Below are 20,956 nucleotides of genomic sequence, written 5' to 3'. Positions count from 1 at the left end.
AATGGTTTTTATTTTTCTAAAATAACTAATTTCTCAGCTGGAAAAGCCAAGTGAATGGTTTCGTTTGTTTCATATAACTGTTCACTTGTTCCATTAACCAGCAATGTACCTAGCGCTGTTTCCACTTCATATTGATAGCTTTTCCCTAAAAATGTTCGGACAGCGACAGTACCTGCTACAGTATTAGTAGCAGCTTCTGAAACAATCTCGATGTCCTCTGGACGAATCGTTGCCACCGTCGTTGTAACATTGGGTTCAGGATTAGTCGTTTTCACTATTTGATTTGTTTGTGTCCGATAATGACCAGCTTCCATTTTTTTGACAGAGAAAAAGTTTTCAAAACCGATAAATTCAGCGACAAACTTAGTACGAGGCAAACGATAAATCGTTTCTGGTGAATCATATTGTTCAATCACGCCATTATTCATAATGGCCACTTTATCTGAAATAGAAAAACATTCTTCTTGGTCATGTGTGACAAAAACTGTCGTAATGCCTAATTGTTGTTGAATCCGTTTGATTTCAATCCGCATCGCTACTCGCAATTTTGCATCTAAATTACTCAACGGTTCATCTAGTAGTAATAGTTTAGGTTCAATAATCAGAGCACGTGCTAGCGCAACCCGCTGTCTTTGACCACCAGATAATTGTTTTGGATAACGGTCGCCTAAGCTTTCTAAACCACATACTTTTAGCATTTCTGTGACTTTTTGGTCCATGGTTTGTTTGCTTTCTTTGCGTAATTTCAACCCAAAAGCGACATTTTCTGCAATCGTTAAATGAGGGAATAACGCATAACTTTGAAAAACCATCCCGAAGTTTCTTTTATGGACAGGAACCTTTGTTAGTTCTTCTTGATCAACGAAAAACTGTCCGTCGTTTGGCTTAATTAATCCAGCAATCACTCTTAGCGTAGTCGTTTTACCACAACCACTCGGTCCTAATAAAGAAACTAACTCTCCTTTTTCCATTGAAATATTTAAATCTTTTAAAATATCTTGTTTTCCGTCATAGCTGACGCGAATATCTTTTAAATCCACAAAAGTCAAAATTTTCTCCTCTTTCTATCTCGTGCTTCTTCCATGTTTTAGGCAATGGAAGCTAGTCCCAACGTTTTTTCAATTAAAAACATTAAGCCCATTGTTAGTAGCATCAACAATACAGAAATTGCTGAAACAGTTGGATCATAATTGTATTCCATATAACTTAATAAAGAAGTAGGCAGCATCGTCACACCGGGACCTGATAAAAACATCGATACAGGAACATTGTTAAACGAATTGACAAATGCTAACATAAAGGCAGCAAAAATTCCTGAAGACACATTGGGTAAAACAATTTGAATGAATGCTCGCAATCTTGTACAACCTAATGTCCAAGCTACTTCTTCCATTGAATAATCTAGTTGTTCCATACTTGACCCAACCACTCGAATAATATAAGGCAAACTAATTAAAAAATGCCCCATTAATAATCCTTGAAAGACAGGCAAACCTAATTTAATAACAATATATTGAAATAACGTATACCCGACCACAATTCCTGGAATCACAGTTGGGGATAAGAAAAAGCTTTTAATAAAGTTGCGCCCGCGAACGGAATAACGTGCCAGCGCATAGGAAGCCGGAATCCCTACTATTAATGCTAAAACAGTCGCTAATACCCCAATCAACAAGCTTAACTTAAAACTGTCCATAAACGTTTCCGATTGTAAGGCTTTGGCGTACCAATCTAAAGTAAATCCTTTAATCGGAAATTGAATCGCTGCGGCTGTTCCAAAAGAAGTCACCACAATCAAACATAATGGTAAAAATAAAAACAGAAAAACTAGAATTGCAATAACAGATAGTCCTTTTTGCTTACGCATGATTTGCTTCTCTCCGATCTACTTTCTTAGCGACCATGTCTAGGCCTTTCATCACAATTAATGTTGTTAAAATCATAATAAATGCAAGAACACTTGCCGATTGCCAATCACCTAAAGTATTAGCCTTTTGATATAAGAAGGTCGACATCATCATTTTTTGGTTACCACCTAACAGCTGTGGCGTCGTATAAGCCGTTAAAGTTCCTGTAAACACTAATATACTTCCTACAATGGTGCCTGGAATTGATAAAGGTAAAACAATTTTCCGAAAAGCCGTCATTGGATTGGCGCCTAGCGTCTCAGCCGCTTCTAGCATTTCTCCTTCAATGTTTTCCATAACCCCAACTAAGGTCATAATCATTGTTGGTAAAAATAAATACACTGAACCGATAATAATTGCAAATTCTGTATACAATAAATTCAGCGGTTGCTCAATTAAGCCTGTTTTTAATAACAACGTATTCACTACACCGTTTTTTCCTAAAATGTTAATCCAAGCAAAACTTCGAATAACTGAATTGGTTAATAGTGGAAACAAGGTCATAGCCATTAAAAAGCCACGCCATTTTTTGGAAACTCCAGCAATAAAGTATGCCGTTGGAATGCCCAACACAATTGAAATACCCGTCACAATTAACGAAACTCTTATCGTTCGCCAGAAAATTGAAACATTATAGTCATCTTTAAAAAAAGTAACATACTGATTTAGTGTCAAGCCATGATCAGTAAAAATGGTTGGCAAAATGCTAGTAATTAATGGAATCATTAAGAAAAATAATAATAGTACTAGCCCCGGTGCCACAATTAAATAAGGAACTTTCTTGTTCATTCGTACACTCCTCGTTCGTTTTTTCACTTCATCAGTATACGCAAGGAAAACGTATATTTCAACACATTTTCATCTTTTTGTTCGTTTTTAAACCCGAACGTTCGTATATTTTTTCGGAAAAGGTTATTAAAAAATAAAACACGAACATTAAACAAAAAAACACAAACAAGACTGTTTGTGTTTTTTGTCAACTTTTTTATTTATCATTTAATTTTCTTGGAACGTTTGATCCTTTTCCATCATTTTCACTATAATACCATCTTGATACACCTGATAATATCCGAACAATTCATTCTCTTTTGAGACACTATTCTTTTCAGATATAATTTGAACAACATAACTTCCTTTATTTGACTGCTTAAACGTATAATGAAACGCCGAGTCATTCGTTGGTATCCCTAAACCATTTTGTAAAAATTCAATCGCTTCCTGTTTAGTATAAGATTCTGCTTCTAATTGCGTTCCTAAATGCGGATTTTTTTGATCAACAAATTGTCTTGCTTTGTCATTATTAGCAGACCTTTCTATAACGACTTCCTGTTGCGAATTCCTACTTCCTGAACAGCCAGATAATACAAATAAAATCATCAACAACCCGAAACACTTACTCAATTTTTCTCCTCCTCTCCATTTTGATTAGTGATACTTGATGATTTCTTTTATATTTTAGCATGCTTGATATAACGAATTGTGCTCAAAAAAGACAGAATCAACAAGTAAAAATTGTCGACTCATCTTTCTCTACTAATATTAAACACTATCTATCTCAATATTTTCGAATTACCTGTAAATTACTGATAAATAAAAACAGCTCCTTTTGCGTATACTTAGATTATCAGCACCTAAAGGAGGAACTTTCTTGAAGCAAAACAATCTACTCACTTATCAATCACTTGCCGTCTTGTTGCTAGTATTCAGTCTCTTTAGTTTTGACCCATCGGTTTCTTTTGCCACCCGTTCTGGAAAAACGCCTGTTTCAGTTAAACTAGAACTTGGAGGGTTGCCTGGCGATGAATCGGTTAACGATGCCATTGATCCTGATTTAGAAAATCCTAACACTAGTTTTGACTTGCTCTTTATTCCGAAAGAATTTACTTTTGAAACCCAAGCGATTTCTGGTGATTTAACAGCAGTTCCTATACGACCTTCTGAAGGTAATACTCATACAATGAGACACTTCGGGATGGGGGATGTTCGCGGAGCCTTAACTGGTTGGCATGTCACTGCTGAAATCCCACACATGCGAAACGAAGCTCATTCTTTACTAGGCATCATTACGTTTCAATTAACAGGCGGCTATGCCCGCTATGACAAAACGTTAAGGCGTTTCTTTATGACAAATACAATGTATGGACTGGATTTTTCAGAAGATCCTGCTGCACCCGACTTCCCGACCAACCCAATTATTATCGGTAACGGTGCGACTTTAATGAGTAACGCTGGTGATAGAAAAGGACAAGGAATGTGGAGCGGCCGCATGACCGATATTTCTCTTGCAATCCAAACCCCTGTTTCACAATTATTTCCTGGCGCATATACAGGTTCGCTTATCTGGAATTTAATCTCTGGACCTGCATAAAATAAAAAAAACGCTTAGAAAACTAGCGGAATCGCTACTCTTCTAAGCGTTTTTTTATATCATAAGGACTATTTGCTCCTTCTATTTGTCTAAGTATGCTTTACCGCTTTTCGTTTAACGAATCACTTGGCCCCAACGGTAATCAAACTGATACTCTTGATTACCATTATTCAAGTTAATTTTGTATAAATAACGCGGGACTTTAATGAATAACCCATCCTCTACTTGAAAAGCTTCAATAGGTACATTTTCTTTAGTTAAAAGCAATGGTGTTTGCCACTCGTATGTTTTTTTCTGCCAATTGTATAAGCCAACTATCGCTTGATTACTTTGTCTTTTCTTGTATGACAGAACATAATAATTTGCTTCATCTTTCTTGCCTAGTAAAACTGGCGCTATTAGTTGCTCTTCTAGTTTTCCTTGCACTGTTGTACGCTCTTCCGATGACAGCTCTTGACCAATTTGACTTTCATTTGAATCTACCGTCCATTTAGGCGCTTCTTGTGTTTGAAAGACTTCTTTGAAAGTTGGGTCTTGTTTTAACTGCCAATTTTTCAAATCTAATTGATAATATCGATTGTTTAATCCATAAATATAGAGATAGCGATTATCCATAAAACGATAATCAACGAAATCAGAGCTTAAACAGTCTTTTAATTCAGGGAATTTCTTCACTAAATCCGCTTCAGAAAACTGTTTTTTCCCTGTTTTTGTATCTAGTAAGTAAATGGCCTCGTTATCAGCATTATTCAAAACCACATATTGATCTGTTTGACCAATTAAATAATCACGCCAGCCTAAACGTTTACTCCACATTCGTTCGCCCGTCTGACTATTAACAGAAATCACTTGAAACAATGAGTTACTAGTGCTAATGCCATTCGTTCGTCCATTTGGGATAATCATTCGCTCGATAGAAGTTAAGCCTTTCGTTTTTTCAGAATAAAACGTCGCACTTTTCTCTTCAATCGTTACTGAACGAAACATTCCGAAAAAGATTAAACCAGCAAAATGTACCACTGCAAGATAAACCAACAAAATTAACGCATAGGGAACCAGTCTCCTTGTACTCCGCCTTCTTATTAAGGAAATAACCAAAATACCACTAATTACTATAAAAATAATTGCTACAATGATGACAAAAATATCATGATAGAGCCAACCAGATAATTGCCAACTTCTATAAAGTGTGTCCATTACGCCATCCTTTCCAATTGTTATTTGCTTATTATAAAAAGGATACTATTTTTTTTTGAAAAATAACAACAAAAAGCGACGAACAGCAATAAGCCCATTCAAGTTGACTAACTAGGTCAACTTGAATGGGCGTGGAGAAATGTGCCTTGTTATTCAGTTATTCCGCTTCTTCAATTGCGGACAAAGCTTTTGCAATATCAATTTCTTTATTCCGATAATCAGCATCATGAACTGGAAAATGCTGCCGCAATTCAGCTGTTTCCATCCACGAAACAGTCCCTTGTTTAATGCCAAAATCAAGAATGTGCCCACCAAATTGGTGATCCTCACTGATAAAGTGCAAATGAAACCCTGCGGCAGAGGCACCATGAAATAATTTAGGTGTAAAGAACCCTACAACTGTTCCCTGAATATTCTCCGCTGTAAATTCAGGTTGATTGCGTGCTGCTTCTACAAATGGTGGATACGGTTTTTCTTGTTTAGGTGCCACACGGACATGCATCTTCGCAAAAAGACCGCTAATTTTAATTGCCGCAAAAAAATTAGGACTAATTTTTTCTAAAATTTGTGCTTTAATATTTTCATCGGTTTCCGTTGATACAGGGAATGCGCCATCTTCTTGAAAACGAGTAACTGCGGCATATGGCGTTAATTCTTCGCCTTCTAGAATAGTAATTTCGCCAGTTTGATTTGCATGATATAATGTACCGTCCAATAAAATAATTTCGCCATTTGAGCCTTCTAATGTCCCAATTCCAAAATCACCTTGCGTGAGTAACGTACCAATTTCTGCCGTTCCTGCCATCAAACTTTCCATTAAACCGCCTAGCGTACCATGTTGATAAACATATTGTTCGCTCATTTTTCCATCTCCTAATAAAGTTGATCTGGTAACAATGTTTTACCTAATTCTTGATTATCTGAATAATCCACAGGAACATCAATAATCACTGGGCCTTCTGTTTGCATTCCTTCTTCTAAAGCTGCGGCAAATTCTGCTTGTGAATGAACTCGAACCCCTTTGGCTCCAAAAGCTTCAGCATACTTCACAAAATCAACTGGACCAAAATCTACGCCAGAGGATCGATTATATTTCATTTCTTCTTGGAATTTAACCATATCATAACTACCATCATTCCAAATAATATGCACGATATTTTGCTTTAAACGAACCGCTGTTTCTAATTCTTGCGCTGAAAATAGGAAACCGCCGTCCCCAGAAACAGAGATAATTTGTGTATTCGGACGAACCAGCGCAGCCGAGATTGCCCAAGGCAAAGCGACACCTAATGTTTGCATACCGTTACTAAATAATAAATGACGCGGTTCATAACTTCTAAAGTGGCGAGCCATCCAAATGTAATGGCTCCCTACATCAACAGTAACTGTCATTTCATTCGTGGTTTTTTCTTGAAGCGTTTGAACAATTTCTAATGGATGTAATCGATTTTCAATTGTACTTGTTTTTACTTCTTTAATCGTTAATTTTTCTTGAAGCGTTTCTAAATAATCTTGCGCATCTTCTGTTAGTATTGGTTCACTAAATGCTTCTGATAATTTCAAAATATTTTTAGACATATCACCAATTAGCTCTTCTTCCGGTTGCATATATTGGTCAATTTCCATTTGAACTTCATCAATGACAATAACGCGCGCATCTTTTTCTGCGTTCCAATTACGTGCTTCATATTCAATTGGGTCATAACCAATCGCAATCACTAAATCACTTCTTTTTAACAAACGATCCCCAGGTTGGTTTCGAAATAAACCAACACGCCCAAAGAAATGTTCTTCTAATTCTTTTGAAATAATTCCTGCCCCTTGGAACGTTTCCACGACTGGCAAACCAGTTATAGCAACCAATTCACGAATGGCTGCGGTAACTTTTCGTGCAGAGGCCCGCATTCCTAAAAGTAAAACAGGTAACTTCGCTTGCTTGATTCGTTCAGCTAAAGCTGCGATTGTTTCTGCTGATGCATGGCCCAGTTTCGGAGCCGACAAAGGCTTAATTGCTTCGCCTGTCACCGGACTATCTGTGACATCTTGTGGGATCGATAAGAATGTTGCACCTTTTTTCGCTGTTTTGGCGATACGGTAAGCATTGGCAATATTTTCAGATAATGTTTCTGGATCTTGAATTTCTGTACTGAATTTTGTTATTGGGCTAAATAATGCAGCATTATTCATGCTTTGGTGAGTTAATTTTGACAAATCGGACCGTTTCACCTGTCCAGCCAATGCTAAAACAGGATCCCCTTCTGCAGTCGCAGTTACTAACCCAGTGGCTAAATTGCTGGCACCAGGTCCACTAGTTGCAATAACTAAGCCAGGCTCTCCCGTCAAACGACCAATCCCTTGTGCCATAAAGGCAGCGTTTTGTTCATGTCGAGCTAAAATTAATTCTGGACCTTTGTCAACTAATGCATCAAAAACCCCATCAATTTTTGCACCGGGAATCCCAAAAATATAGGGCACTTCGTGATTGATTAAACTTTCTACTATGATATCTGATCCTTTTTTACTCACTGTTATACCTCCAATTAAAATCTGTACTAATTACAAATACAAAAATACCACTAAAATTCTAATTAATCAACAATGAAACACCTTGAAAACGTGTGATATACTAATTCGCATATTTTAATAGAATTGAGATATTTCAAAAGATTAAGCAAAAATAATGCAAAATACCTTAAAGTTTTATAGTCTTTCAACAATTATTATATACTTCTTCACTAAAAATTAGTAAGATTAACCTATAAGAAAAAAATCACAACCTGTGATAAATTATTGGAGGAAAAATATGTCAAAAGGGAAGAAAATTTTTGCCATTATCTTTGGAATTATCTTGGTTCTATTTCTTGCAGTTGTTGGAATGGGAGCAAAACTTTATTGGGATGTTTCTAAATCAATGGATAAAACCTATGAAACAGTAGAACGATCTAAAAAAAGTCAGGTCAATTTAAACAATAAGGAGCCTTTTTCTGTTTTATTATTAGGGATTGATACAGGCGATGATGGGCGTGTCGAGCAAGGTCGTTCGGATACAACAATTGTTGCAACAGTTAATCCTCGTGACAAGCAAACAACCTTAGTCAGTCTTGCTCGCGATACCTATGTTGATATTCCAGGTCAAGGAAAACAAGATAAATTGAATCACGCCTATGCTTTTGGTGGGGCATCTTTAGCAATGGACACAGTTGAAAACTATTTAAACATACCTATTAATCATTATGTTTCAATTAATATGGCTGGTTTAAAAGAATTAGTCAACGCGGTTGGTGGAATCGAAGTGAACAATAATCTGACTTTTTCTCAAGACGGATATGATTTTACGATTGGTAAAATTTCATTGGATGGTGAACAAGCACTCTCCTATTCAAGAATGCGTTACGAAGATCCTAATGGTGACTACGGCCGCCAAGAACGTCAAAGAAAAGTGATTGAAGGCATCGTCCAAAAAGTCTTAAGTCTTAATAGCGTGAGCAACTATCAAGAAATTTTAACAGCTGTTTCTGATAATATGAAGACAGATTTAAGTTTTGATGACATGAAAAAAATTGCCTTAGATTATCGTAGTGCCTTTGGTAAAGTGAAACAAGACCAACTTCAAGGTACTGGTTTTATGCAATATGGAGTTTCCTACCAACGTGTGGATGAACAAGAATTAAATCGTGTCCAACAAGAGTTGAAAAATCAATTGAATAACTAAGTAAAAGCATGTACCAGACATTAAAATACGTCTGATACATGCTTTTAAAATCTTAAATCGAACTATCCTTACTCAAAAATCAATTCGTAGTATTTTCCAATGATTTATTCCGTATAACACTAGTATGCTTACTAAACAATAAAATAATTCATCCATCGTTCCTGAACCCATCCCTAAAAATATTAAAATGTAAAAAGGAGACTGCAAAAGAACGACCCATCCGATAGTTGATGCTCCAATATTTATTAAAATAGGAACAATCATCACAAAAACTAAATTAAAGATCGTTAAAGTCACTCCCTGTATATGAAAGAATAAATACATTGTTATACCTAAAACTAAGTAGAATAACGGCAACAATATATAAGAAGCTAATAGGACAGTCAACACTTTCCATGAAACAGCTACTGAAAGAACCATGCTTAAAAGAGCACAAACACCGATTAATAAAAATCCTGCTAACAAGCCCAAACATAGTCCACAAATCAACAGCGAGAACAAATAAAGATGGCGACCTTGCCTCGTTTTAAAATAATAATCACTAATTCGTGAGCCTTGATCGTCAACAACAAAGGACACTACTAAAATCGGTAATAGCAAGCTGTTAATAAAATTCATCGCACTGATATAATCATTTACATCAAACATATCGCCAAAAAAATAATTTAAAAATGGTGGAACTAACCCTAAAATGGCAAACATAATGAGATAGCTTCCAGAAAACCAAAAAATTCTGCGCTGAATATCTTGTTTTAACACAGCTTTTACTTTCATCTCTTACTCCCCTTCTACTAATGAAAAATAAACATCTTCTAAATTTAGTGCATGTTTTTTCATTTCTAATGGAATGATGTCGTTTAAAACCAACTCTTTCAAGAACAACGGATAATCTGCTTCCGAAATTAACCAAAGAGGATGTCTTTGTTCTACGCCATCAAAAAGAGCACTAATTTCACTCACTTTGTCTTCGTTTTCTTCATCAAAGGTAAATTGATAGACTGATACTTCTTTTCCTAAAGTGACTGTTTGAATAATTGCTCCATTTTTAATAAAATACGCTCGATCGCACAACTTATCTAGATCCCCTAAAATATGACTGGAAATGACAATCCCTATATGTAACTCTTTTGCTAAGTGCTTTAGTGTCTGAACGGTCGCTTGTACGCCATCTGGATCTAAACCGTTCATTGGTTCATCTAAAATAAGCAGCTCATTTTTGTTAATTAAAGCTAACGCCATTCCTAAGCGCTGCTTCATACCTAAAGAAAAATCTTTGACTTTCTTTTTCCCGTAATTTTTCATATCAAATAGTGATTCTACGTAATCAACTGAATAACTCTCTTTTGAAAGAGCACGAAAATAATTAAGATTTTCTCTTGCTGTTCTATTTGGAAAATATTTAGGTCCATCAATTAAAACACCAATCCGTTCTTGTCCAACGACTTTACCTTGAAAATTAACAATTAACCCACTCATGATTTTCATTGTAGTCGTTTTACCTGCACCATTTGGACCAATTAAACCTACAATTTCACCTGGTTCTACAGTAATTGAAATATTTGTTAGAATTTCTTTTTTATCAATGGTTTTTGAAATATTTTCTAATTGCATTAGCAACACTCCTTAACTACAATTTTTTTCAGCCTTTAGTTCGTAATAGCAAAACAAGCCAATCCCTATTAATTTAACACTAATTACTACCATACCAAATGCAACCATTACTACCCGCTCCTTTCTATACTTTCAATTACTAGCATAGCAAGAAAAATAATCATTTTTTAGTGTAAAAAAATCCGCTATTTGGAAAAAAAATAAAAGAAACAGCGCCGGCAATTATCCTTCAGCGCTGTTTCTAAACTGACTAAAATTGTCTGTTAGCCAATGTTGCTTTTGTAAGTAAACAAAATTAATAGTAGTCGATATGTTATTAATTTAAAATGTAAAGCTCGCAAAAAAGTAGCTTTATTTATCATTGCAATGGGTTATTTTATAAAGAATTTTCTCTAAATTCCGCCAGTTGCGTTCTGTTGGTATATTTTTCATCAGTAGTAAAGTCGTTCCTTTTGTATCAAAATAATAGTTAGAAATCACTAAATCGACTTCAGATGCATCTACTTCATAATCATAAAAAGCCAAGGGATAAGCTTTACCAAAATAATTTTTTATTTTATTCATCAACCATAATCGATGAGTATGATGTAAATCGTCTGCAATTAAAATCTTAATGGGCGTCAATTTCTTTAACAACAAATCATAATAATCTAAAACATAGTAATAGTTTAAGAAAAGTTGTTCCCAATTTTTTAAAATTTCTTTGACCTCTTTTGTTGCCTGCTCTTGCAAATCTCGATGAAAGTTCTCCATCAGTTGGGCTATTTCCGTATTTTGTCTTTTAATTTCATTAATATAAGACTGATTGAAAAATAAATCAGTATTACCGAAAAAGAATTGACTTCGCTCGTGGAATGCCACAAAGTTAAAAATTAATTCAGAATCTGACAAATCCAATTGAAATTGATAGTCTTTTTGCGTGAGGTTATTTAATAGCAATACAGCTTGGTAAGACGTAGTATGATGCAATTTATGTGCTAATGCATGACTAACTTCATAGCGAGGATTACCATCAATCACTCCAAACGAGTAGATAATTCGATATATAAAATAGATCTCTTCTTCAGGCAGCGATAAGTTACACTTCTTCAGCCACATTTTTACTAAAGGAAAAGCTTTATCAGAATCAGCTACCTGTTTAATTTCATCTAAAAGTTCCACTCTTTTTTGTGGTGCACGTTCTAATACAATTGCTAGCCAATAAGAAAAAATTCGTTTCGGCAAACGTAACAATTCAATATCGTATACCTCTTCAAATTGTTCAATATATTGTTCAATCAACTTTTCAGAAATCGTAAATGGCCAGTCACCTGTACGTGAAGATTGCCAATAAAAATAATAATAAAAAGAACGACTCATGCTTTCTTGATTCTCTAGTTCTAAAGAGAACGTATGAAAGGTCATTTGATATCTTTTAAAATATTTTACTAATAATTTGGCATACCGAAAAACAGTCGAAACACTTGTAAATTGCGCATCTGCATAGTCTTCTAAATTTCTGTCTGGGTATTTGTACATATAATCAATCAAATTGAAATTATAAGATTGACGATAGTAATGCAAGTAAACATTATAGATAGGAAAATTAGCATCTTTATACATATAAAATCGTTGATTATTTTCATTTTTCAGTACAATTTTCCCATTAAATTGTTTAAAAATGTCTGATAATTCTTCTACATACAATAGAATAGATTTTGAAGAAACATTCAGTAAGTCTTTTAAATCTGCAATGGTTCGCCACTTGTTTTTTTCTAAGAGATAGTTAAATAGACGAATTTTCTTTTGAGAAGATTTCGTTAAAAATGTATGCACTTTATCAACCTCCTGTATTTCTAAATTTTTATAAATAACTTAGTCATATTAATTATACGACTTTCTTTTTGCAAGAGGTAAATTTTTGCCCCCAAAAAAACAGGTGCTAAAGAAGTTCCTTAGCACCTGTGCTTGATTTCAATTGATTCAATTATTAAGTCATGTTTAACGGAAATTTTATCTAGCTTTAAATAGGGGCATCTTCTAAGTTCCAAACTAATTGACCTTGATAGCTACCCGCGACATCGCTTGGAACTAAAGTTAATTCAAGTGTATTTGCTAAATTCAACATTTGACTTCCACTGCCACTAGCAATAGTTTGTTCGACGTCATTAATCGGTGTCCGTTTGCCCTCTTTAATAAAGCTTAAACCTTTTGACAATGTTTGATTATTTTGATTTTTCATCATTTGTTGCATTTTAACTTTGACTTTCCATTGACTTTTATCTAACTGGCTTTCATCAGTGATAGCCAGTTCTGCTTCTTGTGGCAACTTGACATAGCTATCTTTTACAGGGATTTCTTGTTGTCCAAAAGAAAGAACGTCAGGTAATTTTAATTGCGGCCCCTTTTCCAGACTGACTATCTTTTTTTCATTATTTGAAACTTGTCCAGTTTCATTCATTGCGTAAAATTCAACTTCTTGGTCAAGCCAATTATCTGGTATCTTCATTTTCACTTGATCGTCAACAGTCTCTGGTGCTGTTGGATACTCTTTTACTAATTGTTCCTCTCCACCGAAACGTGCCATTACGCGAATCGTTTTTCCCGCTTCGTGTTTTAAAGAATACGCCACCTCAGCTTCTTTAGTAAAGCGAGAAACCGGTATTGCCTCTCCTGAATTTTTCAATTGAAATTCCAAATTTTTACGATACCGATGAACGATTGTTTGTTCTTCTTGTTTAAACGTTCCTTGATCTTGTTCCACTGGATTTTTAACTGGATAATATCCAGGGATTTCAGGATACTCAGATGATACATCAAATGCTTGTGTTAAAATACCTGGCTGACTCATTGGCTCTTTCAATGGTAGATCATTTTCGTCGACAAAAAGAAGATTCACTTTGCTGTTATAATTCACTTTCAACATGCCTTCGGTCGCTTGATTAAACACTTTATCTCTATTGGTGGCCTTTGTTTGGATTGTATAAGGTAATGTCAGATTTCCTTCTGTATCAATGAAACGATTATCTACTGCTGGGGCATCTTCACGCCATTTCACGGCGACTGTATAAAGTAAAGTCGTGGCAGTTAACCGGCTATCTTGTGGTTGTAAGGCAGTCAATACTAATTCTTCGCCTTGCATCTCTTGTGAGAACAAAGCCGTTACATCTTCACCATTAAAGTTTTGAATGTTGATATTACCTGGCTCGTATTGCTGTGATTGCAAGAGATTTGTTAAGTTAAAACGTACTTCTAAATTACTTAATTTACGATCCTCTGCAACATTCGGCATGATTTGTTGGGCCTTTAATTCACTAACAGGTTGCGGCTTCTCTAACGTTAAAGAATTTGCTAAGGCCCCGCCAAACTCAGGTTTTGCCACAAAGTCTGTACGATAAGGAATTTCTAATGGCTGATTGTTATTCCAATTTCGATAAATAAAGGTTAATTTTTCTTTTGGTCGAGTTAAAATTTGTAGCTGTTGCTTTTGACTATTGATGGCATCGGTTTCCGTTTCGTTATGATAAGTTACCCAATAACCACCACTTTCATCATTCCATGTTCTAGAAAAAATATTGGTTGGATTAGATGAATAGAGTGATTGAATAGGAAATTGTACGCCAAAATAGTATTTTTTACTCAAATCATAAGTATTTACTGCTGTTGTTACTTGTATCGGTTGATTTTCTTCGTCAAAAAATTCATATGTCACTTTCACATCTCCAAGGAGAGATAGTGTTAAGAAACGTTCTTTTTCAAAAAAGATTGTTCCCCCCGCTCGATTTGACAAATTTTTCAACAGTGAAACTTTAATGCTGACCTTTTTCCCTTGATACCATCCCACATTACGAATCATGGCACTCCCTGCAGGAGAATTTTCATCAACTGTTAATTGACTACTGTTCACATTGCCTTCAAGTGGAATGACTTCTGTTTCTGCCCCAGATTGCATGACAAAAGTATGGGAAGCTGGCGTATAGACACCTGGCAAGGCCTTAAAGTAACCATAATCAGACAATTTTGTGTGATTTGAAATTTTCTTGACTAACTCAGTTGCTTCACCAATTTGCGGTCCTAAAGCAAACCCAATCAACGTGATTATAAAAACGAATGAGGTTTTAGCAATCTTATTCATCTGCTTTCCATCCTTTCTTTCGTCTTCGAGCCACTACAAACAGGATGATGCTTATAAGAAGTAAACCGATAGTTAGTAATTCCAATTGCTGTTTTTCTCCCGTATTGGGTAAAAGTTGATTGATTAATCCTTTATCAGAGTTAATCGTTTCTCGATTGGGTTGTTTGGCTTCATTAACTGGGGTTATTTTTTCAAAAGGCACTACCTGATCCTTATAATTTTTCTGATAAAATGTTATGCCTACTTCTGAATCTACTTGCTGCGCATGTACACTATTAGCACTTGCTAAAAAAAAGAGTGCTAGCATGAACACAAGATACCCACTTCTTTTTTTCATTTTAAAGCCTCCCTATTTATGATTTATTTTGGCGTAGTTTTAAAATATAAATAAATAACGCCAAAATAATTAAGATACAGCTTCCTATCACAAGATACAGAAGAATATTCGAAGCAGGTCGGGTGACTTTGACTGCCTCCTCATTCAATTTTTCATCTTCACCTTTAATTTCAAACGCTTTTTTCAATGTCCACTTTTTACTGTTTTGATCTTCCAACTGAATCGTCAACTCATATAAACCTTTTTTTAAGGCTTCATCATTCCAACTAATTGGAAGTTCAAATTGACTACGTGGTGCCACAGAAATTTGTTTTGATAACTCACGAATTTTCTCACTTTTTCCTTTTTTAGTAACAAAGGCGTTCATTTTCAATTGGCTCATTAAAACTGGTTCTGTATTTTCAATTGTCGCGAACAGTGTTAAATAACCATTTTCTAAACCTGGTTTCACCTTTGTTAACTGAAATGCTGGTTCCATTTTTTTATTTTCAACAACAAGTTTTGCTCCGATTGTGTAAGCAAATTTATTCGTTAAACTAAATCCTTTTATTTCCTTCTCTTTTCCATCTGTTAATTCATAACAATAAAATCCACCTAAAATCGTTCCTTCAAAACCATTTTTAGGGACATTTAATTGAAATGAAACTTCTTTTGTTTCTTTTCCTTGTAATTCGACTGTTTGTGACGGCGAAATCAATTCTTCAAATGTAGGACTACCTAATAATTTTTTTCCATGTTGCGAATAGTCTAAAGCGCCATTTTTATTGGTCAGCCCATTATTTGCATCGACACGCACTTTAATCGGTTGATCACTTACATTTTTCAAGCGTAATTTAAACTCTTGTGTGCTTCCAGGGGAGACTTTCAAATCGTAATAACTGACGGAAGATTGCTGGTTTTCTGGTAAAATAGCTTCTGCTTCAAAATTAATCTGATTTTCCTCAGCAGAAGCCGGTGCAGACCACAGAACCAACCAGCTAACTAAACTAAGAAAAAAGATGGGAATAAAAGTTCCCCATCTTTTTAAAGTCTTACGCTGGCGCATCAGATAAACCCCATGTAATCGTTGCTGTGTAGGCTTGTGCTTCAACACCTGCACGTGGTACAAAAAGTTTTACATTTTCATTTTTACCTTTTTCCCCTTGGAATAAGGCAGCCCAGGTGCCTGCACCTTTGCCTTTTTCAGCTGACATTACTGGTTGTAGTGAATCATTTAGTGTTAAACTATTTGATGCAATTGTTGGTGCTTCTGATTGGTTACTTTCTGTAGTTACTTGACCATTTGCCAAGGTTAATTGTGCACCTTTTAAAACGTTTTGATTTGTTACACCTTTAAATTCTGATATGGATGCGGATAATGCCCAGCCTTCTGCACCTCCACGAGTATCATTAACTTGGACAAATGGTTTTTCATTTTGTGCAAAGTAAGTGGCATCCCCTTGTTGGATTTCTTGTTCACCAAAGCTAATACTTGAAGCGTACGGGATTGATAACGCGCCTTCTGCGCCCGTAGCTGGATCTTCATCTGTATCGCCTGTTGGATCAACGACAGGTTTGACATCTTTCCCAGAACCTGCTTTTAAAGTTACATCAGCTTGCGTGTCTTGTAAGTTTGCTTCATTTGCATAAACTGCTTGTCCTGCAATACTTAATGTTAATGCACTTAATGCAACACTTGCTAAAATTTGTTTTTTCATTCTAAAATTCCTCCTAAAATTTCTTGGTCACTTGCGACCTGCTTTTATTTTTACATCATTTTGAAATTTTAGTAAGAGTAAAAAAATTCTTTGTTTTAGAAAAAAAGTAAAAGTGCGTTGTTATTTTTTTGAAAATATACAAAAAGAACGATACTATTTTTCAGCATCGTTCTTGTCTTGTTTTATTAACGTTCTTGTTTCACCGCTTCTAAAGCCGCTGTATTAATAATGTTCCAAGGTTTGTCAAACGCTGGTTGGAAGAAGAAGTCCGCATAGGCTAAGTCTTCAATCGTCATTTTGGCTTGAATCGCTAATGAAATAGCATTAATGTTTGCAGTTAAATCTGCTTTCGACATTAATTGAGCGCCTAAAATTTGTGTTGTTTCAGGATCATACACTAATTTAAACCAAGCTTTTTGTTTGTCTGGATTGAAGTCCATCAAGTAGTCTTCTACTACTGTCACCGCTTTTGTTTCTTTTCCTAATTTTTGAGCCATGACTTCATTAATCCCTGTTGAAGCAAATTTATAATCAAAGACAGCCAAGCCAGAAGATCCTTGAACACCAGGGAAAGGTTTAACTGGTTCTTCTAGGTTTTTCACAGCAAAGCGACCTTGTTTACGAGCATTCGTTGCTAAGGCAATATTTACTTCTGTGTCTGCAGGATTGTATTTAATTAACGTAGCATCCCCTACTGCAAATACATCAGGCTCACTTGTCCGCATGTATTCATCCGTCTTGATTAGGCCATTCGGATGTAATTCCAAGGTACCTTTTAACCAAGCAGTGTTTGGACGGACGCCAACCGCTACAACGACCAAATCAGCATCGTACGCATTTTTATCTGTAACGACTTTTTGCACACGACCGTCGCCTTCGTAACGTTCAACTGTTTCACCAGTTGCAATTGTAATATTATTAGCTTCCATCTCTTCTGTTAAAACATCTGTAAATTCTTTATCTAGATATACCCCTAATGGACGATCTAAAATGTCAATAACAGTAACCTTTTTGCCGGCTTTTGCAAATGCTTCGGCAGCTTCAATCCCAATATAACCACTACCAATCACAACCACATTATTGACTTCTGGATCTACTGTTTTTTGTTTTAATTTAATGGCCCATTGACGACCACGCATCAAGTAAATATTATCCAAATCTTTACCTGGAATATCTAATTCAAATGGGACAGCTCCGGGACTGATGATTAATTTATCATAATTTTCAACACGTTCTTCACCTGACACTAAATCTTTCACTGTCACTTGATGTTCTTTTGGTTGAATCGCTGTAATTTCAGTATTAGAAAAGACATTTACACCACGGCTCTCCATTTTTTCGCCAGTCATATAGCGAACAGAATTAACATCTTTCACTTTTCCTTCTAGGTACAACTGCATGCCACAAGACAAGAATGAGATAAAATCACCTTTCTCATACCATTGAATTTCTGCATCAGGATGAAGATTTAGTAATTCTTCTACCGCTTCATAACCTCCATGTGATGATCCTAAAACAATAACTTTCATCGCTCGTTCCTCCCATATAATATTATTTCTTACATAATAAAGAATATCATATATTCTCAAAAAATAACAAATAATATCCTCTTTTCCATTCTCAATTAAGTTCTTTAAATGAGAATAAAAAGGAGTATCCTCTGTATTTCGCCACTTTTCAATTACTTTTTTATTTACTAAAAAATAAAAAATACTAAATTCTCCGATACGATTGATAGGGACGCCCCACTTTTAAATAGCTATTTTTACTTTCTAAAAGGTTATTTTTTTCTAGAAACAACACATATTTGCGAACAGAAACATGTGAAAGCTGACTCGCTTCTGATAATTCTTGAATCGTAAAATAGTCAGTAAATTCGTCTATTTTTTTTAACAATAATTGTAATGTTGCTTGTGTTAGTCCTTTTTCTAAGGACATGTTTTGAAGAGCTTGTTCATTTTTACGTGCGTTTGTCTGTGAAGAATGAAACAATTGGTCCACTTTTGTTTGCGAAAGCTCCTTCGTTTCCAGCGTGAATTGAGCAGTTTTTTTCTGATAGTTTTCGATACTTTGTTGAAATCGTTCAAAAGAGAAGGGTTTAACTAAATAGTCTAAAACGCCTAAATGTAAGCTTCGTTTAACGTTTTCCAACTCGTTGGCAGCCGTAATCAGGATGACTTCTGTGTCAATTTTTTCATCTCTAATTGTTGCCAGATAGGTCAAGCCGTTGCCATCTTTCAAATGAACGTCTAATAAAACAAGTGCTGGTTGTTTTTCTTCCGTTAGTTGTAGACCTTCAGCAATTGTTGCCGCCGTAAAAATAGTCGGTTGGTGAATTAATTTTTCAAGATATTTTTGATGTATATATGCAACCATAGGATCGTCTTCAATAATCAATAGGTTCATTTTCCTCTGCTCCTTCGTAATGAACATTTATGCGAATGACAAGCCAATTGTTTTGTTGGTTTTCCCAAGTCAATGTCGCTTGCGCATTCTCTAATAATCTTGCCAAATAAGAAGTGAAAAACTCTTGCTCAAAGCGTTCCAGTTGTTCTTTTGGATAAGCAAACGAATAAGTCGTCGTCAAACTTCCTGGCTGATAATCAATGGTTTCAATGATCTCTTCTGGTAACGGTTGTTCCATCAGGAAACGATGAATATAACGGTAGATAGCAATCAAATTTTGTGTATCTTCATCTCGTTTATTTGGTGGAATTTCTGGATAAATTTCAATAGCTAATTGTGTTTTAATTTCTGCAAACTTGATTCTTTCCCCACTTAAAAAACCTGCTAGAATAGGATTTCTGACCAAAATAGCTAAGCGCTGTGCAAATTCCTTTTCTGGTTTCAATAAATCGGCTAGATAATGTTTTAGCGCCTCATAATCTTCTAAATCGACTAAGCCATAAATAACATGCATCTTATTCATAAATTCGTGTGATTGACTTTGTAATGCCGAAGCATATGTCGTTGTGCTGACAAGCTGTTCTGCGACAATAAACGTTTCCGTCGCATTTTTCAGAAAGATAACATGCCCAATTGTTTTTTTACGGACATTAATCGGGGCGATTGAGACGAAATAATCCTGGCCATTTTGACGATAGAATTGCTCTGTTTTTGAATGTACGACTAATTTTTCAGGAGATAAAACCAATGCTGAAAGTTTCTTTCCTAGTAAATTTTCTTCACTATTTGTTATATTATGATACATTTTAGTTGCTTCAATATTTGCTAATAAAATATTTTGATCGGTATCAATCACAAGGATTGCGTCTTTCGTTTCCTCAAGCATGGCGTTTCGCTCTTCTAATAGACGAGCAATTTCTCTTGGCTCTAAATCGTGAAGTTGTTTTTTTAAATAATAAGAAACCACGATGGCTAATATAAAGCCAAAACCAACACTTAAAAGGACACTCACTGTGTAATCATTTTTTGTTCGTTCAATCAATTGTGAAAGCGAGGTCATTTTAATGCCCATTGCCACAACCCCAATTTGTTTTCCTTGATCATAGACTGGGACAAAACCTCGTAATGATTCTCCTAAACTCCCTTGACTAACAGATAAATGTTCCTCCCCTTTTAATGCTCGCACTTCATCGCCACCTTCAAAATGCTTACCTATTTTTTGGCGATCAGGATGTGTTAAACGAATCCCCTGCATATTCATAATCACGATAAAATCCAACTGATGGATTTCACCTAAACGAACCGTATACGCTTCCAATTCATCTGAATAGTGATCATTCTTTAAGGCTTCAATAACATTCGGTTCAATAGCCAACTGTTCCCCGACGGCTAAAAGTGCTTGCTCTTGGTTTTTACGAACTTCTTTAATTGTTTGGACCGTCGTTACTCCGTAAAAGAAAGTAATCATAATAATTAATGTTGCAATAAAAATCACTGATAAGAAGCACCATAATTTCCCGCCACGCTTCATTCCATCCCTCTTTTCTCTTCAAATAAAGTATAGCATAGGAAGATTTGGTTAAAAAACTTTTCTTTAGTTAAATTAA

The 20,956-nt window shown here is 35.4% G+C and carries 19 protein-coding genes; 2 read left to right on the top strand and 17 right to left on the bottom strand.

Translation table 11 applies throughout. The features are described from left to right. Positions 1 to 8: 8 nt before the first annotated feature. From IGL07_RS05735 to IGL07_RS05720, 4 genes are all read right to left on the bottom strand, one after another. On the bottom strand, positions 9 to 1,049 hold the full coding sequence (locus IGL07_RS05735; protein WP_438747270.1) for an ABC transporter ATP-binding protein: 1,041 nt from the start codon (positions 1,047 to 1,049) through the stop codon (positions 9 to 11). Positions 1,050 to 1,087: 38 nt separating this feature from the next. Further along, positions 1,088 to 1,867 carry an ABC transporter permease gene (locus IGL07_RS05730; RefSeq protein ID WP_002357916.1) on the bottom strand — a complete coding sequence of 260 codons (780 nt, stop codon included), beginning with the start codon at positions 1,865 to 1,867 and terminating at the stop codon, positions 1,088 to 1,090. Then, a complete protein-coding gene (locus tag IGL07_RS05725) occupies positions 1,860 to 2,696 on the bottom strand; it encodes an ABC transporter permease (RefSeq protein WP_002382189.1) in 837 nt (278 codons plus the stop codon). Before IGL07_RS05725 ends, IGL07_RS05730 begins: the two co-directional genes overlap by 8 nt. 207 nt (positions 2,697 to 2,903) lie before the next feature. Further along, positions 2,904 to 3,284: a hypothetical protein gene (locus tag IGL07_RS05720; RefSeq protein ID WP_025187334.1), complete on the bottom strand. Its 381-nt coding sequence runs from the start codon at positions 3,282 to 3,284 to the stop codon at positions 2,904 to 2,906. Between the two features lie 229 nt (positions 3,285 to 3,513). Between IGL07_RS05720 and IGL07_RS05715 the strand changes: the two genes are divergently transcribed. After that, complete coding sequence (locus IGL07_RS05715; RefSeq protein ID WP_025189512.1) at positions 3,514 to 4,275, top strand: WxL domain-containing protein; 762 nt, start codon at positions 3,514 to 3,516, stop codon at positions 4,273 to 4,275. 114 nt (positions 4,276 to 4,389) lie between these two features. On the opposite strand, the gene IGL07_RS05710 is transcribed toward IGL07_RS05715, so the two are convergent. The 3 genes from IGL07_RS05710 to alsS all read right to left on the bottom strand — a co-directional run bounded on the left by IGL07_RS05710 (position 4,390) and on the right by alsS (position 7,998). Continuing rightward, positions 4,390 to 5,472, bottom strand: a complete 1,083-nt coding sequence (locus tag IGL07_RS05710; protein WP_010817200.1) for a PA2928 family protein — start codon at positions 5,470 to 5,472, stop codon at positions 4,390 to 4,392. A 157-nt stretch (positions 5,473 to 5,629) separates the two neighbouring features. Further along, the gene (gene budA / locus IGL07_RS05705) at positions 5,630 to 6,334 is read right to left on the bottom strand and encodes an acetolactate decarboxylase (RefSeq protein ID WP_002357922.1); all 705 of its coding nucleotides are present in this window, start codon (positions 6,332 to 6,334) and stop codon (positions 5,630 to 5,632) included. 11 nt (positions 6,335 to 6,345) lie between these two features. Beyond that, entirely contained in the window at positions 6,346 to 7,998 is a 1,653-nt protein-coding gene (gene alsS / locus IGL07_RS05700; RefSeq protein WP_002357923.1) for an acetolactate synthase AlsS, read from the bottom strand. A gap of 277 nt (positions 7,999 to 8,275) precedes the next feature. On the opposite strand from alsS, the gene IGL07_RS05695 reads away from it, so the two are divergent. Next, positions 8,276 to 9,184 (top strand): LCP family glycopolymer transferase, encoded by a 909-nt coding sequence (locus IGL07_RS05695; protein ID WP_438747269.1) that lies wholly within the window; start codon positions 8,276 to 8,278, stop codon positions 9,182 to 9,184. Between the two features lie 72 nt (positions 9,185 to 9,256). Here the strand turns inward: IGL07_RS05695 and IGL07_RS05690 are convergent, their stop codons facing one another. The 10 genes from IGL07_RS05690 to IGL07_RS05645 form a co-directional block, all read right to left on the bottom strand. Continuing rightward, positions 9,257 to 9,958: a hypothetical protein gene (locus IGL07_RS05690; RefSeq protein WP_104879655.1), complete on the bottom strand. Its 702-nt coding sequence runs from the start codon at positions 9,956 to 9,958 to the stop codon at positions 9,257 to 9,259. Positions 9,959 to 9,961: 3 nt separating this feature from the next. Next, positions 9,962 to 10,795, bottom strand: a complete 834-nt coding sequence (locus IGL07_RS05685) for an ABC transporter ATP-binding protein (protein ID WP_010817199.1) — start codon at positions 10,793 to 10,795, stop codon at positions 9,962 to 9,964. Positions 10,796 to 11,146: 351 nt separating this feature from the next. Further along, the gene (locus IGL07_RS05680) at positions 11,147 to 12,610 is read right to left on the bottom strand and encodes a helix-turn-helix domain-containing protein (protein WP_002369577.1); all 1,464 of its coding nucleotides are present in this window, start codon (positions 12,608 to 12,610) and stop codon (positions 11,147 to 11,149) included. Between the two features lie 187 nt (positions 12,611 to 12,797). Beyond that, positions 12,798 to 14,909, bottom strand: a complete 2,112-nt coding sequence (locus IGL07_RS05675; protein ID WP_010817198.1) for a MucBP domain-containing protein — start codon at positions 14,907 to 14,909, stop codon at positions 12,798 to 12,800. Continuing rightward, positions 14,902 to 15,246 carry an LPXTG cell wall anchor domain-containing protein gene (locus tag IGL07_RS05670; protein WP_002366500.1) on the bottom strand — a complete coding sequence of 115 codons (345 nt, stop codon included), beginning with the start codon at positions 15,244 to 15,246 and terminating at the stop codon, positions 14,902 to 14,904. Before IGL07_RS05670 ends, IGL07_RS05675 begins: the two co-directional genes overlap by 8 nt. A 16-nt stretch (positions 15,247 to 15,262) precedes the next feature. Next, positions 15,263 to 16,291, bottom strand: coding sequence for a DUF916 and DUF3324 domain-containing protein (locus tag IGL07_RS05665; RefSeq protein ID WP_010817197.1), 1,029 nt, complete (start codon positions 16,289 to 16,291; stop codon positions 15,263 to 15,265). Beyond that, positions 16,278 to 16,943, bottom strand: coding sequence for a WxL domain-containing protein (locus tag IGL07_RS05660; RefSeq protein ID WP_438747268.1), 666 nt, complete (start codon positions 16,941 to 16,943; stop codon positions 16,278 to 16,280). The genes IGL07_RS05665 and IGL07_RS05660 overlap by 14 nt, the downstream gene beginning before the upstream one ends. Before the next feature lie 185 nt (positions 16,944 to 17,128). Beyond that, the gene (locus IGL07_RS05655; protein ID WP_002357926.1) at positions 17,129 to 18,472 is read right to left on the bottom strand and encodes an NADH peroxidase; all 1,344 of its coding nucleotides are present in this window, start codon (positions 18,470 to 18,472) and stop codon (positions 17,129 to 17,131) included. A gap of 184 nt (positions 18,473 to 18,656) precedes the next feature. Beyond that, complete coding sequence (locus IGL07_RS05650; protein WP_010817196.1) at positions 18,657 to 19,349, bottom strand: response regulator; 693 nt, start codon at positions 19,347 to 19,349, stop codon at positions 18,657 to 18,659. Then, positions 19,330 to 20,880, bottom strand: coding sequence for a Spo0B domain-containing protein (locus IGL07_RS05645; RefSeq protein ID WP_010817195.1), 1,551 nt, complete (start codon positions 20,878 to 20,880; stop codon positions 19,330 to 19,332). Before IGL07_RS05645 ends, IGL07_RS05650 begins: the two co-directional genes overlap by 20 nt. Between the last annotated feature and the right edge of the window lie 76 nt (positions 20,881 to 20,956).

The sequence above is a fragment of the Enterococcus sp. DIV1368f genome, assembly GCF_051712245.1.
In the GTDB taxonomy this organism is placed as follows: domain Bacteria; phylum Bacillota; class Bacilli; order Lactobacillales; family Enterococcaceae; genus Enterococcus; species Enterococcus faecalis.
The sequence above is the reverse complement of the archived record's forward strand: the minus strand, read 5'-3'. Positions and strand labels throughout refer to the sequence as shown.

Coding starts and splice junctions, on each gene's coding strand:
- IGL07_RS05730 (WP_002357916.1), bottom strand. CDS start 1,867: ATGCGTAAGCAAAAAGGACTATCTGTTATTGCAATTCTAGTTTTTCTG.
- IGL07_RS05725 (WP_002382189.1), bottom strand. CDS start 2,696: ATGAACAAGAAAGTTCCTTATTTAATTGTGGCACCGGGGCTAGTACTA.
- IGL07_RS05720 (WP_025187334.1), bottom strand. CDS start 3,284: ATGATTTTATTTGTATTATCTGGCTGTTCAGGAAGTAGGAATTCGCAA.
- IGL07_RS05710 (WP_010817200.1), bottom strand. CDS start 5,472: ATGGACACACTTTATAGAAGTTGGCAATTATCTGGTTGGCTCTATCAT.
- budA (WP_002357922.1), bottom strand. CDS start 6,334: ATGAGCGAACAATATGTTTATCAACATGGTACGCTAGGCGGTTTAATG.
- IGL07_RS05695 (WP_438747269.1), top strand. CDS start 8,276: ATGTCAAAAGGGAAGAAAATTTTTGCCATTATCTTTGGAATTATCTTG.
- IGL07_RS05690 (WP_104879655.1), bottom strand. CDS start 9,958: ATGAAAGTAAAAGCTGTGTTAAAACAAGATATTCAGCGCAGAATTTTT.
- IGL07_RS05685 (WP_010817199.1), bottom strand. CDS start 10,795: ATGCAATTAGAAAATATTTCAAAAACCATTGATAAAAAAGAAATTCTA.
- IGL07_RS05675 (WP_010817198.1), bottom strand. CDS start 14,909: ATGAATAAGATTGCTAAAACCTCATTCGTTTTTATAATCACGTTGATT.
- IGL07_RS05670 (WP_002366500.1), bottom strand. CDS start 15,246: ATGAAAAAAAGAAGTGGGTATCTTGTGTTCATGCTAGCACTCTTTTTT.
- IGL07_RS05665 (WP_010817197.1), bottom strand. CDS start 16,291: ATGCGCCAGCGTAAGACTTTAAAAAGATGGGGAACTTTTATTCCCATC.
- IGL07_RS05660 (WP_438747268.1), bottom strand. CDS start 16,943: ATGAAAAAACAAATTTTAGCAAGTGTTGCATTAAGTGCATTAACATTA.
- IGL07_RS05655 (WP_002357926.1), bottom strand. CDS start 18,472: ATGAAAGTTATTGTTTTAGGATCATCACATGGAGGTTATGAAGCGGTA.
- IGL07_RS05650 (WP_010817196.1), bottom strand. CDS start 19,349: ATGAACCTATTGATTATTGAAGACGATCCTATGGTTGCATATATACAT.
- IGL07_RS05645 (WP_010817195.1), bottom strand. CDS start 20,880: ATGAAGCGTGGCGGGAAATTATGGTGCTTCTTATCAGTGATTTTTATT.